The 14433-nt window shown below is 71.4% G+C and carries 14 protein-coding genes; 10 read left to right on the top strand and 4 right to left on the bottom strand.

All coding sequences use genetic code 11. The features are described from left to right. The first annotated feature begins 35 nt into the window (after window positions 1-35). From ABT057_RS38570 to ABT057_RS38595, 6 genes are all read left to right on the top strand, one after another. The gene (locus ABT057_RS38570; protein WP_352348581.1) at window positions 36-638 is read left to right on the top strand and encodes a TlpA family protein disulfide reductase; all 603 of its coding nucleotides are present in this window, start codon (window positions 36-38) and stop codon (window positions 636-638) included. A 1-nt stretch (window position 639) separates the two neighbouring features. After that, window positions 640-1410: a cytochrome c biogenesis CcdA family protein gene (locus ABT057_RS38575; protein ID WP_352348582.1), complete on the top strand. Its 771-nt coding sequence runs from the start codon at window positions 640-642 to the stop codon at window positions 1408-1410. 3 nt (window positions 1411-1413) lie between these two features. After that, the gene (gene resB, locus ABT057_RS38580; RefSeq protein ID WP_352348583.1) at window positions 1414-3141 is read left to right on the top strand and encodes a cytochrome c biogenesis protein ResB; all 1728 of its coding nucleotides are present in this window, start codon (window positions 1414-1416) and stop codon (window positions 3139-3141) included. Beyond that, a complete protein-coding gene (gene ccsB / locus ABT057_RS38585) occupies window positions 3138-4253 on the top strand; it encodes a c-type cytochrome biogenesis protein CcsB (protein ID WP_352348584.1) in 1116 nt (371 codons plus the stop codon). The genes resB and ccsB overlap by 4 nt, the downstream gene beginning before the upstream one ends. A 79-nt stretch (window positions 4254-4332) precedes the next feature. Continuing rightward, complete coding sequence (locus ABT057_RS38590; protein WP_352348585.1) at window positions 4333-4938, top strand: RNA polymerase sigma factor; 606 nt, start codon at window positions 4333-4335, stop codon at window positions 4936-4938. Beyond that, window positions 4935-5858, top strand: coding sequence for a CU044_5270 family protein (locus ABT057_RS38595; RefSeq protein ID WP_352348586.1), 924 nt, complete (start codon window positions 4935-4937; stop codon window positions 5856-5858). The genes ABT057_RS38590 and ABT057_RS38595 overlap by 4 nt, the downstream gene beginning before the upstream one ends. 7 nt (window positions 5859-5865) lie before the next feature. Here ABT057_RS38595 and ABT057_RS38600 read toward each other — a convergent pair whose 3' ends face one another. Beyond that, window positions 5866-7410 carry a type 1 periplasmic-binding domain-containing protein gene (locus ABT057_RS38600; protein ID WP_352348587.1) on the bottom strand — a complete coding sequence of 515 codons (1545 nt, stop codon included), beginning with the start codon at window positions 7408-7410 and terminating at the stop codon, window positions 5866-5868. After that, window positions 7410-9533 carry a hypothetical protein gene (locus ABT057_RS38605; RefSeq protein ID WP_352348588.1) on the bottom strand — a complete coding sequence of 708 codons (2124 nt, stop codon included), beginning with the start codon at window positions 9531-9533 and terminating at the stop codon, window positions 7410-7412. The genes ABT057_RS38600 and ABT057_RS38605 overlap by 1 nt, the downstream gene beginning before the upstream one ends. A 224-nt stretch (window positions 9534-9757) precedes the next feature. On the opposite strand from ABT057_RS38605, the gene ABT057_RS38610 reads away from it, so the two are divergent. Both ABT057_RS38610 and ABT057_RS38615 read left to right on the top strand, forming a co-directional pair. Next, window positions 9758-10363 carry a DUF6232 family protein gene (locus tag ABT057_RS38610; protein WP_352348589.1) on the top strand — a complete coding sequence of 202 codons (606 nt, stop codon included), beginning with the start codon at window positions 9758-9760 and terminating at the stop codon, window positions 10361-10363. Further along, entirely contained in the window at window positions 10360-10710 is a 351-nt protein-coding gene (locus tag ABT057_RS38615) for a hypothetical protein (protein ID WP_352348590.1), read from the top strand. Before ABT057_RS38610 ends, ABT057_RS38615 begins: the two co-directional genes overlap by 4 nt. Before the next feature lie 14 nt (window positions 10711-10724). Here the strand turns inward: ABT057_RS38615 and ABT057_RS38620 are convergent, their stop codons facing one another. Then, window positions 10725-11510: a CDP-alcohol phosphatidyltransferase family protein gene (locus ABT057_RS38620; protein WP_352348591.1), complete on the bottom strand. Its 786-nt coding sequence runs from the start codon at window positions 11508-11510 to the stop codon at window positions 10725-10727. A 37-nt stretch (window positions 11511-11547) separates the two neighbouring features. Continuing rightward, a complete protein-coding gene (locus tag ABT057_RS38625; RefSeq protein WP_352348592.1) occupies window positions 11548-12828 on the bottom strand; it encodes a PucR family transcriptional regulator in 1281 nt (426 codons plus the stop codon). A 99-nt stretch (window positions 12829-12927) separates the two neighbouring features. Here ABT057_RS38625 and ABT057_RS38630 point away from each other — a divergent pair, with 99 nt between their 5' ends. Next, on the top strand, window positions 12928-13386 hold the full coding sequence (locus ABT057_RS38630; protein ID WP_352348593.1) for a nucleoside deaminase: 459 nt from the start codon (window positions 12928-12930) through the stop codon (window positions 13384-13386). Beyond that, window positions 13379-14344 carry an isopenicillin N synthase family dioxygenase gene (locus ABT057_RS38635; RefSeq protein ID WP_352348594.1) on the top strand — a complete coding sequence of 322 codons (966 nt, stop codon included), beginning with the start codon at window positions 13379-13381 and terminating at the stop codon, window positions 14342-14344. Before ABT057_RS38630 ends, ABT057_RS38635 begins: the two co-directional genes overlap by 8 nt. Window positions 14345-14433 lie beyond the last annotated feature (89 nt).

Here is a 14433-nt window from a genome sequence, read left to right on the forward strand (position 1 = left end):
CAAGATCCCCAGAACGGGCATGCGAAACTTTTCACATGAGTGCCGCCTGGATCCGCCCGCGCCGCGCCGCCGTCATCGGCGCCGGAGCTGCCGTCGCCGCGCTGCTGCTGTCCGCCTGCGGTTCCGGAGGAACCTCCGGCGGGGGTGGTGACACCAACTTCGTCATGGGCGAGGACGGCATCTCCACCGCCAAGAAGGGCGACCGGGCCGCCGCCCCCGACCTGTCGGGGAAGACCATCGACGGCGGCCGGCTCGACGTCGCCGACTACAAGGGCAAGGTCGTCGTCATCAACGTGTGGGGCTCCTGGTGCGCCCCGTGCCGCGCCGAGGCGCCCAACTTCCAGAAGGTCTACGACGACCTGAAGGCCGACGGAGTGCAGTTCGTCGGCATCAACACCCGCGACACCAAGACCTCCAACGCGGTCGCCTTCGACAAGCAGTTCGGCATCACCTACCCCAGCCTGTACGACCCGACGGGCAAGCTGATGCTCCGCTTCAAGAAGGGCACGCTCAACCCGCAGGCCATCCCGTCCACGCTCGTCGTGGACCGCGAGGGGAAGATCGCCGCGCGTTCGCTGGCCGCGCTCAGCGAGGACAAGCTGCGCAAGATGATCACCCCCGTCCTCGCGGAGAAGTGACGTGACCGCGGTCACCACGCTCGCCGAGACGGGCTACAACGACACGGTGCTCAACGGCGCCCTGCTGCTGGCCCTGCCCATCGCGCTGCTCGGCGGTCTCGTCTCCTTCTTCTCGCCCTGCGTCCTGCCGCTCGTCCCCGGCTATCTGTCGTACGTCACCGGCGTGACCGGCACCGATCTCGCCGAGGCGCGGCGGGGCCGGATGGTGGCCGGCGCCTCCCTCTTCGTCCTCGGCTTCACCGCCGTGTTCGTGTCCAGCGGCGCCCTGTTCGGCTACTTCGGCGAGACGCTCCAGGAGAACCAGGGCGTCCTGTCCAAGGTGCTGGGCGGGCTCATGATCCTCATGGGGGTCTTCTTCATGGGCCTCATGCCCTGGATGACCCAGCGTGAGTTCCGACTGCACAAGAGGCCCGTCGCCGGACTGGCCGGCGCCCCGCTGCTCGGCGCGCTGTTCGGCATCGGCTGGACGCCGTGCATCGGCCCCACCCTCGCCTCCGTGATCGCCCTCTCCTCCCAGCAGGGAAGCGCGGGCCGCGGTGCCATACTGACCGTCGCGTACTGCCTCGGCCTCGGTGTCCCCTTCGTGCTCGCCGCGGTCGCCTTCCGCAAGGCGCTCGGCGCCTTCGGCTGGATCAAGCGCCACTACGTCTGGGTCATGCGGATCGGCGGCACGATGATGATCGTGACCGGTCTGCTGCTGCTGACCGGTGCGTGGGACCGCCTCGTGCAGGACATGCAGTCCTGGTCCGCCGGCTTCACTGTGGGGATCTGATCCATGAGCAAGACCACCGCCACCGACGGGACGCCCCCGGCGGCCGCCACCCCCGAGGACCAGGATCTCGGGGTCGCCGGCTCCCAGCTGTCCACCGCACCCGCCGAGTCCCCCACCGGTGGGCCCACTCTGGGCCTCGTCGGCTGGGCGCGCTGGTACTGGCGGCAGCTCACCTCCATGCGGGTCGCGCTGCTGCTGCTCCTGCTGCTGGCGCTCGGCGCGATCCCCGGCTCGCTGATCCCGCAGACCGGCAGTGACGCCACCAAGGTCGCGGACTTCGAGCAGCGGCACACCACCCTCGCCCCGGTCTACGAGAAGCTCGGCCTCTTCCACGTCTACAGCTCGGTGTGGTTCTCCGCGATCTACATCCTGCTGTTCGTGTCTCTCATCGGCTGCATCGTGCCCCGCACCTGGCAGTTCGCGGGCCAGCTGCGGGGCCGGCCGCCGGGCGCCCCCCGCCGCCTGACCCGGCTGCCGGCCTACACGACCTGGCGGACGGAAGCCGAGCCGGAGCAGGTCCGTGAGGCCGCGCTCGCCCTGCTGAAGAAGCGCCGCTTCCGCGCCCTCCTCGCCGGGGACGCCGTCGCCGCGGAGAAGGGCTACCTCCGCGAGGTCGGCAACCTCGCCTTCCACATCGCGCTGATCGTGATGCTGGTCGCGTTCGCCTGGGGCCAGCTCTTCAAGACCGAGGGCAACAAGCTGGTCGTCGAGGGCGACGGCTTCTCCAACACCCTCATCTCCTACGACGACTTCAAGTCCGGCACGCTCTTCAGCACCGACGACCTGACGCCGTTCAGCTTCACCCTGGACAAGTTCACCGGGACGTACGAGACGAGCGGCCCGAACACGGGCACCCCGCGCACCTACCAGGCCGCCATCACCTACAGCGTCGGCGCCTACGGCAAGGACAAGAAGACCCTCGTCAAGGTCAACCACCCGCTGGAGATCGGCGACTCCAAGGTCTACCTCACCGCCCACGGCTACGCCCCCGTCGTGACCGTCCGCGACGGCAAGGGCGACGTCGTCTACCGCGACGCCGTACCGCTGCTGCCGCTGGACTCCAACGTCACCTCCTCCGGCGTGGTCAAGGTCTACGACGGCTACAAGAACGCCAAGGGCGCCGGCGAACAGCTCGGCATCAAGGCCACCCTCCTGCCGACGTACACCGAGGGCAGCGAGGCCGCCTCCACGTTCCCGGCGCTGCTCAACCCGGTGCTGAACCTGACGCCGTACCACGGCGACCTCGGCGTCGACTCGGGCATCCCGCAGAGCGTGTACCAGCTCGACACGGCCCACATGAAGGAGTTCAAGGACTCCAAGGACCTCCAGCTGCGCGGGAACCTCAAGCCCGGCCAGACCATGACCCTCCCGAACGGCGCCGGCTCGATCACCTACGACGGCACCAAGGAGTGGGCCAACTTCCAGGTCACCCAGCAGCCCGGCAGCGGCTGGGCGCTGGGCGGCGCGCTCACCGCGATCTTCGGTCTCGCGGGCTCCCTGTTCATCCAGCGCCGCCGGGTGTGGGTGCGCGCGGTGAAGGGCGCCGACGGCGTGACGGTCGTGGAGATGGCCGGCCTCGGCCGCAGTGAGTCCGCCAAGGTGCCCGAGGAACTCGGCGTCCTCGCCGGAACCCTGTACGACCAGGCTCCCGGAGCCCCGGAAGCCGACCCCACCGATTCCCCCGATTCCCCCGAACCCGAAGTCGTACCTGCCGAAGGGGCTGAGAAGTGACTCTCGCCGCCGCCACCAACGAGCATCTCGCGAACATCAGCAACACGCTGATCTACTCCGCGATGACCGTCTACACCCTGGCCTTCTTCGCCTACATCGCGGAATGGCTCCTCGGCAGCCGCAGCAAGGTCGGCCGCACCGCCGCCGCGCTCACCACCGAGGGCAAGGCCAAGGCCGCCGGTCCCGCCGTCACCGTCCAGAAGAGCGGCGGCACCGCCGTCCTGGAGCGCCCGCAGGTCGTGGTGCGCTCCGCGTCCGGCGCGCGGGACGTGCCCGACGGGCCGGGCGCGCACGGCGGGGACGAGCAGGGCGACATGTACGGCCGGATCGCCATCTCCCTCACGGTGCTCGCGTTCCTGGTCGAGGTGGGCGGCGTGATCGCCCGCGCGGCCTCGGTGCAGCGGGCGCCCTGGGGCAACATGTACGAGTTCAACATCACCTTCTCCACGGTGGCCGTCGGCGTGTACGTCGGCCTGCTGGCGCTGAAGAAGAACGTGCGCTGGCTCGGCCTGTTCCTGATCACCACGGTCCTGCTGGACCTCGGCCTCGCGGTCACGGTCCTCTACACGGCGAGCGACCAGCTGGTCCCCGCCCTGCACTCGTACTGGCTGTACATCCACGTCTCCACCGCGATCTTCTGCGGCGCGGTGTTCTACGTCGGCGCGGTCGCCACGATCCTGTACCTGTTCAAGGACTCCTACGAGAACAAGATCGCCACCGGCGGTCAGCCGGGCCGCTTCGCGAACTCGGTCCTCGACCGGCTTCCCGCCTCCGCGTCCCTCGACAAGTTCGCCTACCGGGTCAACGCGGCCGTCTTCCCGCTGTGGACCTTCACGATCATCGCGGGCGCGATCTGGGCGGGCGACGCCTGGGGCCGCTACTGGGGCTGGGACCCCAAGGAGACGTGGTCCTTCATCACCTGGGTCGGCTACGCCTGCTACCTGCATGCCCGCGCCACGGCCGGCTGGAAGGGCCGCAAGGCCGCCTACCTGGCCCTGGTCGCCTTCGGCTGCTGGCTGTTCAACTACTACGGCGTCAACATCTTCATCTCCGGCAAGCACTCCTACGCCGACGTGAAGAGCCTGGGCGAGCTGACCGGCATCACCTTCTGAACCACGTGCACGGCGAAGGCCGGTTTCTGTGACCTGGGTCACGGGAACCGGCCTTCTGCGTGCGGACAGGTAAGGGGGCGTGGATACGAATCTGCGAAGACGCATCCGCGCGGGGGACCACGACGCCTTCGGCGAGCTCTTCGACTCCTACGCGCGCTCCGTCTACAACCATGCCTTCCGGCTCACGGGGGAGTGGGCGGTCGCCGAGGACGTCGTCTCACTGACCTTCCTGGACGCCTGGCGGCTGCGCGCGAAGCTCGACGAGGACGGCGGTTCGCTGCGCCCCTGGCTGCTGGGCATCGCCACCAACGTCACCCGCAACACCCGCCGCGCCGCGCGACGGCACGCGGCGGCCGTCGCCCGGCTCCCGCGCGCCGAGGCCGTGGCGGACTTCGCCGACGAGGTCGCCGGGCGGGTGGACGACGCGGCCCTGCTGGACGTCGTACGCACCGCGCTGACGCGCCTCAGGCGCCCCGAGCGGGAGGTGCTGGCGCTGTGCGTGTGGTCGGGCCTGGACTACCGGGCCGCGGCCGAGGCGCTCGGGGTGCCGGTGGGGACCGTACGGTCGCGGCTCTCACGAGCCCGGACGAAGCTCGCGAAATATGTGGAACTCCCGCAAACGCGCGGACAGGTGAGAGGTGACCGCGGCACCGCGGTCGGGCCCCTGAAGGAGGGAAACCCGTGAACCAGCTTCCCGAGCAGGACCTTCCGCCGGGCCGTCACCGACTCCTCAAGGAGCATCTGATGACCGAGATCCGGCACACCGGGGAGACTCCGGTCCGGCGCGCCTGGCTGCGGCCCGCGCTCGTCGCCACCGCCGTCGCCACCGCCGCCGCCGTCACCCTCGTCGTCCTGCCGTCGTCGTCCGAGGGCGGGGCGAGCGCGCGGCCGCCCAGCAGGGCCACCGTGTCCCTGATCGAGGACATCGCGCTGGCCGCCGAGCACGAGCAGCCCTACGGCAAGGTCCGGGACGACCAGTTCGTCTACCTGGACAGCAAGGTGGTGTCGGGCGAGGCGGCGGACGGGAAGTTCACCGTCAGCCCGCTGCACCGGCAGGAGCTGTGGCTCTCGGTGGACGGACTGCACCCGGGTCTGGGACGGGAGACGGGCCGGGGCGACTGGGACATCCCGGTGGACGTGAAGCCGGGCGAGGAGGGCTGGGACGTCTCCCCCTTCTACAACCATGTGAAGACCCTGCCCACCACCGCCGACGCGATGTGGGACTACCTCTACGACACGGCCCCGAAGTACAGCGGCCAGGAGCGCTACCAGGCGATGTTCGTGCTGGCCGGCGACCTCCTCCAGCAGGCGCTGCTGCCCCCGGAGCAGAGCGCCGCGCTGCTGCGGGCCGTCGCCCGGATTCCCGGGGTGACGCTCACCGGCGACGCGGTGGACGCCGTCGGACGCCACGGTGTGGGTGTCGCGCGCAAGGACCCCGACAACCCCAGCCGGGACGAGTGGATCTTCAACAAGCGGACCTACGAGTTCCTCGGGGAGCGCAGCGTGGCCACGGACGACTTCTCGAACGTCCGGAAGGGCACGGTCATCTCCACCACGGCCGTGCTCCGCCGAGCCGTCGTCGACCACCCGGGCCGGCGGCCCTGAACCGGCCCTAGGACGACGGCGTCAGGCAGTCCTTCGAGGGCGGCTTTCCCTCCGGCCAGGCGATGCGGACGAAGCGGGAGCCGCCGTCGGAGTGCAGTTCCACGATCGGTACGGCCTTGTCGTACGGGTTGCCGTGCGCGTCGAGGCAGATCCAGCCGCTCGCCCCGCTCACCCGCAGCGACCCCTTGACCTGCGGCCACTGCAGGCCGACGTCCGCGAGGGCGGGGACGACGTGGCCGTCGGGGGTGGCCTCGCGGATGCCGTGCACGGCCAGGGTCATCGCGTCGAAGGCGATGATCAGCTGACCGTCGTCCAGGTTCACCTTGCCGATCGGGCCCACGGGCTCGTGCCCGGCGCGGGCCAGGAGGTCGGTCAGCACCTTCGCGTCCGCCGCCGAACCTCCCGTGGCCGGGGCGCCCTTCGTCCAGGCGTCCGGGTGGGCGAGGGCGGTGTAGCGGACGGACAGGTTGTGGGTGAGGGCCGAGCGGTCGAGGTCCTTCTCCCCGGTGAGGTACGACCCCTCGTCCCCCGTCAGCAGCGTGAACCTCCGGTCCTGGCAGCCGCGGGCGCCCAGCGCGTTGATGAACTGCCGCAGCTGGGTGTGCCGGCCCGCGAACAGGATGGTGTCCGTACCCGGCGCGGTGTCGCACACCAGGTGGGTGATCTGCCGGAAGGTGTTCGCGGTCGTCCCCTCCTGGGTGCGGTCGGCGGGCGGGGTGAACGGCTGCGGCTCGTAGGGTGAGCCCTCGATCAGCGCGGCGAACGACTTCTGCAGCGTCCGCGTGTACGGGTCGCCCGGCTTGTCGTACACCAGCAGTGCCCGCCCCGCGCTCACCTTCGCGAAGGAGGCCAGGGCGCGTGCCTCGTCGGTGTTGGTGGGGGAGACCCGGGCGAGCCCCGGGAACGCGTCCTTGTTCGCCGTGCTGTTGGCGAGGTCGTCGGCGGTGATGGAGGAGCCGATCACCGGGATGCCCCGGGCGGTGAGCGCGGCCACCGCCCGCTTGTTGTAGTCGGTGCTCATGCCGACCCCGGCGACCGCCCGCAGCCGGTCCTCGCCCTTCGCCATCTCCGTCAGCCGGTCGACGAGCAGTTCCCAGTGGTCGCTGGTGGCGCCCGGGTTGGCGAGCAGGATCCGGATCGCCGGGGACTGGCCGTTGGAGCTGTGGTTGGCCTGGTACTGCGCCAGGTAGGCGCCCTGCATCTCGTGCAGGATGTCGCTGAGGGTGGACGGGGTGGAGGAGGTGTAGGGCAGCATCAGCGCGACGGTGACGTAACTGTCCTTCTTCAGGCGCTCGTTCTCCTGGTGGATGGCCCGCACCACGTCCCGCAGCTGGGGCCGCCCGAAGTCGTAGGCGGCCGTCGCCACCCCGACGCACTCGTCGCTGTTCTCCGGCCGTACGACCCCGGGCGCGCAGGAACGGTCCTCGTGGGTGACGGTCCGCACGGCGAAGAACAGACCGGTCACCAGCGCGGCCGTGACCAGCAGGGCGGCATAGCGGTAGAGGCGGATCTCCCAGATCTCCCGCAGCCACCGGGTGAAGGTGCCGCTCATCAGTCCTCCCCGTCTTCGTCCGGTATGCGCAGAGGGCGGCCCGCGAGGGCGTCCTCGTGCCAGGCCCGTGCCGTCGCGAACAGCAGCGCGCCTCCGGCGGGCCGCAGATCGGACAGTCGCAGCAGCTCGAACTCCAGCCGGCCGCACACCCGCGGATCGGGCAGCACCAGCGGGTCGGACACCTGCCACACCGCGTGCAGCAGCCGCCGTATCCGCAGATGGAGGGAGCGGTCCACGCCCTCGGGCGGCTCTTCGTCGGCGTCGGTGCGGCCCAGCGCGATCGCCACCCGCCGGTCCTCGTCGCCCGTGTCGCGGCCTTCGGCGTCGTGCGCGTGGAAGTAGGGAGCGGTGCCGAGCAGACGGAGGATGTTCAGCCATTCGCCGGTGACGAGGAGCGGGAAGGTGTCGCGCAGGCCGGCGACCGCGCCGGCCGTGTCCCCGAGGGCGAGTTCGTGGTAGATGCGGAGGGCGGCGAAGGCGGGAGGCGGGGTCTGGAATCCGTGGTCCGACGAGAAGTGGGCGATCATCGCCTCGTGCGCCTCGCGCCACTTGGTGTGGTCGGTCTGCTGGTGGTGCAGCCGGAGCAGCAGCAGGGTCCGCAGGAAGGGGTCCGTGACGAAGTGGCGGCGGTCGGCCGGCTGGCCCTCGTCCGTGAGCCGGGCGGCCAGTGCCCGTACGCCCGACGGACCGAAGTCCTCGGGCAGTCGGGCCTGGGCGAGGACCGTGGCGGAGGTGTGGCCGTGGGCCGTCGCCAGGACGGTCAGTTCCTCGAGCCGGTCGGCGGGGGCGAGGTGACTGAGCAACTCGGCGTAGACGGGGCGCCCGTCGTCGGCCCGGTCCTCCTCCAGTGTGACCTTCGCGGTGAGCAGGCGTCCCAAGGAGGCGGCCCGGTCCGGATGTTGCCGGGCCGCGGTGGCGAGCACCACGATCCCGAGCGGATTGCCCCCGGTCAGCCGGTGCACGGCATGCGGTAGCCGAGGGGGAATGTCCACGTCGTGGCAGATCGCGCCCACCATGTGCAGGGTGTCGTCCGGGGACAGCGGCGGCAGCTGCACCAGCAGTGCCCGCGAGGACGGCGTGGCCCCCGGCTCCCAGTCGGTCGCCCGCGCCACCTCGGGCAACTCCCGTCGGACGGCGTCCCGCAGGGCCGGATGGCCGCTGCCGCGGACGGTCGCCACGAACACCACCTGGTCGACGACGCCGTCCGCCCGGTCGCGCAGTACGGCGTCCAGCAGCCCCGGTCCCGGACCGCTACGCGCGTTGTCCAGCAGCACGATCGGCCGGCCGAGGCGCCGCAGATGCGAGCCGAGCCCGGAGTACGCCTCCGTCAGGTCGGCGAGCAGGGCCCGCACCAGCCACCGTTCGGCGTGCTCGCGGGAGGTGCCGCCGGCCCGGAAGTTCCCCGCGAGCAGCAGCAGTCCGCGCTTGGCGTTGCCGCCCGCGTTCGGGTAACCGCGGTACCAGGTGGCCGGTTTCTGCTCCTTGTGGGAGGTGAATCCCTCCGACAGCGCCTCCAGGGTGGCTTCGACGGTGGCCGCGACGAACGGTCCGCCGCCGCTGGCCGCCGCGATCACCTTGGAGGCGACCTTGGCCGCCCACCGCCCGGCCAGGCTGAAGTGCGTACGACGCTCGTTCAGCAGCAGGATCCGGACCAGTTCCCGCCGGATCCGGTCCGAGTCGGAGCGTCCGCTCCAGTCGCTCGCCCGCACCGCCACCAGGCCCGCCGTCAGCCGGGGGAAGGTGAGCTGCCCGGCCGCCTTCACCGGCTCGGTCAGCTGCTCGGCGACCACCAGCAGCGCCTGCCACACCGCGGACCAGGACTCCGGGCTCTCCTCGTGCGGCGGGCGCGTGAACTGCCCGTCCTCGCAGTCGATCAGCGCGATCGGGGTGCGTCTTCGGGACTCGCCGCCCCGCAGCCGCTCGGTGTAGGCGTCGACGAGTTCGGCGAGGACCGCGCTCTTGCCCGCGCCCCGGCCGCCCGCCAGCACCAGCAGGGGTGGCCCGGCCGGGTGTTCGGCCTTCTCGCCCTGGTGGGCGTAGGGCCGCAGCCCGACGAGCCGGGGCACGAGACCGGCCGGCTCGACGTCGAACAGCGCGCCCCGCCCGTACAAGCGTCCGTGCACCGCACCTCCCCCAGGGCCGGTTCCCAACGCCAGGGTAAGGAGCGGGAGTTGATGTGTGCCAGATCGCGTGGTGTCCGTTGGGTTACGAAAACTCCCGTTCCCTCGGCGCGGATGCGCCCGGAAGGCGGTTCGAATCAACTTGTACTGGAGACATGCCCCGTAGCCGATGGTGCTCGGAGAGTGACAGTCACCACCGGCAACTCACTCGAAGTCAGGGGGACTTGATGACAACACCGGAACCGTCGGGACACTTCGACGTCCCGCCGCCGCCGCCCACGCCGCCGCTGGTGTCACCGGGAATCGATCTGCGGGTCAGTAAGCGACTGCTCTGGGTCGGCGGGGCCTGCTATCCGCTGGAGAACATCGCGCGGGTGTACACCCTCACGATCCATCCGCGGCGCAAGGAAGCCGTGCTGCGGTTCCTGAAGACCCTCGTGATCACCGCGGCCGGGACCATCGCCCTCACCGTCCTCAGCGGCATCACGATGGTCGCGAGCCGGGACACCGGAAGCGGGCTCATGACGTTCGTGTGGCTGGGTTCGCTGGCCGTGACGATCTACTCCCTGGTGGAGATGCTGCAGGTCCTCGGCGCGCAGTCGCACCACGTCCTGGCCGTCGAGACCTCCGGCCCGTCCCAGGCCGTGGTCACCAGCCGCAACCCGCACCACCTGAACCAGCTCGTCGGCCGGATCGCGCATGCGATCGAGAATCCCGAGACCGAGTTCCAGGTGATGGTGGAGAGCATCACGATCAGCCCGAAGAACTACTACTTCGGCGACAACGTCAACATGTACGGCGGCAGCGGCAACGTGGGGATGGCAGGCGCATGAGCACGAACAACCACTACGGCGACAACGTGAACATGTACGGCGGCAGCGGCAACATCGGCATGATCAAGAACCAGGGCGTCGTCCCCGCCGCGCCCGCCTCACCCGAACTGGAGGCGGCGGTCCGGGAACTGCTGGCGCTGCTGCGGGAGCTGCGCCCGCACATCCCGGCGGTCAGTGCCCAGGCTCTCGACGACTCCCTCCCCGCCCTCACCGCCGACGCCGCCGCGCCTGTGCAGGAACGGCACCGTGCCCTGATCGCGGTCGCCGGCATCGCGGCCACGATCGGTGCCGTGGGGCAGCCGGTCGTGGAGGCGGTGAACCGGATCCTGGGGCTGTTGAGCGCCTGACCGACGCCCCCGGGTCAGCGCAGCCGGGACGAGGACAGGATCGACAGCAGATGCGCCGGGACCATCAGCCAGGTGATCACGGCGATGGCACCCAGCGCCCAGCGGGTCGGGCCGACGGAGTCCGTCGCCGCGTCCGCGCACGCCACGACGAGGAGGACCAGGGAGGCCTCGATGCCGTTGGTCACCCGGTGGATCTTGAACGCTGCGGCGAGCCTGCGCACCGAGGCGACGCCCTGCGAGCGCGGCGCGGCCGCCTCGTCGTCCGCGACCGCGAGCCCGCGCCGGGCCCGCGCCACGTCCACCAGGTCGGTCGACGCCTTCAGCAGCACCACCCCGAGCGCCGTCGCGAGACCCAGCGACACCCAGCCGTTGAAACCGGCCCAGCCGCCGAGCCCGGACTCCGCCGCCCGGAAGCCGAAGCCGGTCATCAGCGCCGCGTCGGCGAGGTAGGCGCCGAGCCGGTCGACGTAGATGCCGGTCGCGCTGTTCTGCCCCTTCCAGCGGGCGACCTCACCGTCCACGCAGTCGAAGAGCAGGAACAGCTGCATGAAGAGGGCGGCGAGCACGGCACCGGCGAGGCCCGGTACCAGCAGGGCGGCCCCGGACAGCACCCCGCAGCCCACCATCGTCCAGGTCAGCTGGTCCGGGGTGACCGGGGTGCGCACCAGCTGGCGGGTGAAGCGCAGGGAGACGCGCCGCATGTAGAGCCGGCCCGCCCAGTGCTCGCCGTTACGGCTCGCCAGCTTGGCCTGCGGCTGGCAGACCTCCCGCAGCTCCTCCAGAACCGGGGCAGCAACCATGACCGTCCTCCCACAAGCCCACGATGACCGGGCCAGGTTACAGAGCGCTCAGGACACCGAAACGGTGGGGCGGTCGCAGGGTGCCCGCCTCCGCCGCCGTCCCCCGCACCACCCGGTGCGCGCAGGTCGCCGCCAGGAGTTCGCCGAGCAGGTCCGGGTCGCCGATCTCCAGGCCGAGCAGGGACTCGATGCGTTCCAGGCGCTGGTAGAGCGACTGGCGGCCGATGTGGAGCAGGGCGGCCGTCCGGGTGGGGGAGCAGCCGTGGCGGAGGTGGACCTCCAGGGTGCGGACCAGGTCGCTCGCGTGGGCCGCCTCCCACTCCAGGAGCGGCCCCAGCGCGTGCTGGACCATCCCCGCGAGCCGCTCCCGGTTGGCGTCCACCCCGCCCCGGGTCAGCTCCCGCTCCAGGGCGAAGGCGCGGGAGGACGTCACGAGCGGGCCGTCGGGGGCGGAGGGCTCGGCGGGCGGGACGGTGAGGGCCAGCTCCAGGGTGGTACGGGCCGCCCGCAGCGTCTCGCTCCAGCGCAGCCAGCCGGCGGCGGCCGCGACGGCATGCCCGACGGCGACGGTGAGTCCGGGCTCGGCCGCCGTACGGAAGGCGTCCTGGACGGCGCGCACGGGGTCGCCGGCGCGGTTGCCGGACAGCGTGAGCAGGGCGAGGAGGTCCCCCGGGAAGGCGGCGCGCAGCACGCCCCCGCCTCCCAGCAGCCGTACGGCCCGGTCCACACAGCCGGTGTCCCGCGTCCCGTGCACGGAGACGCCGATCAGCCGTGCCCCCGGTCCCGGCTGGAACCCGGCGAGGGCCGCCCGCGCCTCCACCTCCGGCTGGTTGAGCGCGGCCCGGTCGGCGAGGTCGGCCAGCAGGGCCGCCGTGTGGTCGTCACCCCAGGGCCGGGCCACGGAACGCCCCGAGAGGCCCCGGGCCACGATCGCCCGGTTGGCCGCCTCGGTGATCCGCACGAAGGGCACGACCCGGTGCAGGGCGAGCAGCGGCAGTTCCAGCCGGCGGGCCTCGTCGACGACCTCGTCCGGCATGCTCGGCAGGGACCGGCCGACCTCCACCGCGAGCCCCGCGGCGCCGCGCGCGGCCAGCTCGCGGACGTACCGCCGCCGGACCTCCTGGTCCGCGTCCGTCAGTCCGAAACCGTTGGTGAGCAGCAGCTCTCCGCCGTCGAGGAAGTTGGCGCCCTCGTAGACCTCGCTTGAGTGCACCCAGCGGACGGGTCGGTCGAGTCCGGCGGCCCCGGCGAGCAGTTCGGGCTCGGCGGCCCGGACCACGTCCAGGGCCAGGACTTCGCGGAGGGTGAGTGCGGGCACGGGGGCCTCCAACGGGCTGACAGAACGTCCGGCTGCTGGCTGCCCGGAGAGTACTTTCCGCACGTTGCCCAGGTGTTTCGGCCGGAGCAGAGTGAGGTCATGGACTCTGTGGATCAGACGACCGCCCGCGCCTGGCTGGCCACGGCCGTCGCCGAGGCCCGTACCGGGCTCGCCGAGGGCGGCATCCCCATCGGCGCCGCCCTCTACGGCGCCGACGGCCGGCTGCTCGGCCGCGGCCACAACCGGCGCGTCCAGGACGACGACCCCTCCATGCACGCGGAGACGGCCGCGTTCCGTGCGGCGGGCCGGCAGCGCTCGTACCGCGGCACGACGATGGTCACGACCCTCTCGCCGTGCTGGTACTGCTCGGGCCTGGTCCGCCAGTTCGGTATCTCCCGGGTCGTCGTGGGAGAGGCCGTCACCTTCCATGGCGGGCACGACTGGCTGGCGGAGCACGGCGTGGAGATCGTGCTCCTGGACGACCCCGACTGCGTCGCGCTGATGAGCGACTTCATCGAGAAGAACCCGGCACTGTGGAACGAGGACATCGGTGAGTGAGCCGCGCATTCCCACGATCGATCTCACACCCTGGCGCGACGGCGACGCCGAGGCACGGGCCGGGATCGCCCGCACCGTCGACGAGGCCCTTCAGACGGCGGGATTCCTGCTGGTCACCGGGCACGGCGTGGACCCCGCGCTGCGGTCCCGGATCCGCTCCGCCGCGCGTGCCTTCTTCGCCCTCCCCGCCCAGGTCAAGCAGCCGTACGCGGTGAAGGTCGGCGGGCGGGGCTGGCTGGGGCCGGGCGCGGAGGCCAACGGCTACTCGGAGGGCACCGAGACCCCGCCGGACCTGAAGGAGTCCCTCACCTTCGCCACGCACGAACCCTTCGACGACCCGGTGATCAACGCGGAGTGGTACGCGCCGAACGTCTGGCCGGAGGAGGTGCCCGAGCTGGAGGTGCTCTGCACGGAGTACCTGGAGAAGATGGCCGAGCTGGAGAAGCAGCTGCTCTCGCTGCTGGGCGAGGCCCTCGGTCTGGAGCAGGACTTCTTCTCCCGCCACATGGACCACCCCACCTACGGCTTCAACATCAACTGGTATCCGGGGACGGAGGTCGTCGGAGAGCCGGAGCCCGGCCAGTTCCGGATCGGCCCGCACACCGACTTCGGCACGGTCACGATCCTCGACCGGCAGGCCGGGAAGGGCGGGCTCCAGGTCTGGACGGACGCGGGCGGCTGGGAGGACGCGCCCTTCGACCCGGACGCCTTCACCATCAACATCGGCGACCTGATGGCCCGCTGGACGGGCGACCGCTGGCGTTCCGGCCGCCACCGCGTCCTGCCCCCGCCCGCCGACGAACCCGCCGAGGAGCTGATGTCACTCGTCTACTTCGGCGAGTGCACCCCGGGCACGGTCGTGGAGTCCGTGCCGGCCCCGGTGGGCCGGGTGGCGCACGAGCCGGTCGACTCGCACGCGTATCTGCGGGCCAAGCTGGACTCCATCACCGTGGACTAGTGCCGCGGCAGGCAACGTTTGCCCGTCAAGGAGCGGCGTCCGGCGCGTGCTCTCGGCGTGCCGGGTGCAAGCCCTCGTACTGGACGTAC

Source organism: Streptomyces sp. NPDC002588 (assembly GCF_040295925.1).
Taxonomy (GTDB): Bacteria; Actinomycetota; Actinomycetes; order Streptomycetales; family Streptomycetaceae; genus Streptomyces.

Excerpts from the sequence above, each read along its gene's own strand:
- ABT057_RS38630 (WP_352348593.1), top strand. The coding sequence starts at position 12,928 with ATGGACTCTGTGGATCAGACGACCGCCCGCGCCTGGCTGGCCACGGCC.
- ABT057_RS38620 (WP_352348591.1), bottom strand. The coding sequence starts at position 11,510 with ATGGTTGCTGCCCCGGTTCTGGAGGAGCTGCGGGAGGTCTGCCAGCCG.
- ABT057_RS38610 (WP_352348589.1), top strand. The coding sequence starts at position 9,758 with ATGACAACACCGGAACCGTCGGGACACTTCGACGTCCCGCCGCCGCCG.
- ABT057_RS38615 (WP_352348590.1), top strand. The coding sequence starts at position 10,360 with ATGAGCACGAACAACCACTACGGCGACAACGTGAACATGTACGGCGGC.
- ABT057_RS38570 (WP_352348581.1), top strand. The coding sequence starts at position 36 with ATGAGTGCCGCCTGGATCCGCCCGCGCCGCGCCGCCGTCATCGGCGCC.
- ABT057_RS38600 (WP_352348587.1), bottom strand. The coding sequence starts at position 7,410 with ATGAGCGGCACCTTCACCCGGTGGCTGCGGGAGATCTGGGAGATCCGC.
- resB (WP_352348583.1), top strand. The coding sequence starts at position 1,414 with ATGAGCAAGACCACCGCCACCGACGGGACGCCCCCGGCGGCCGCCACC.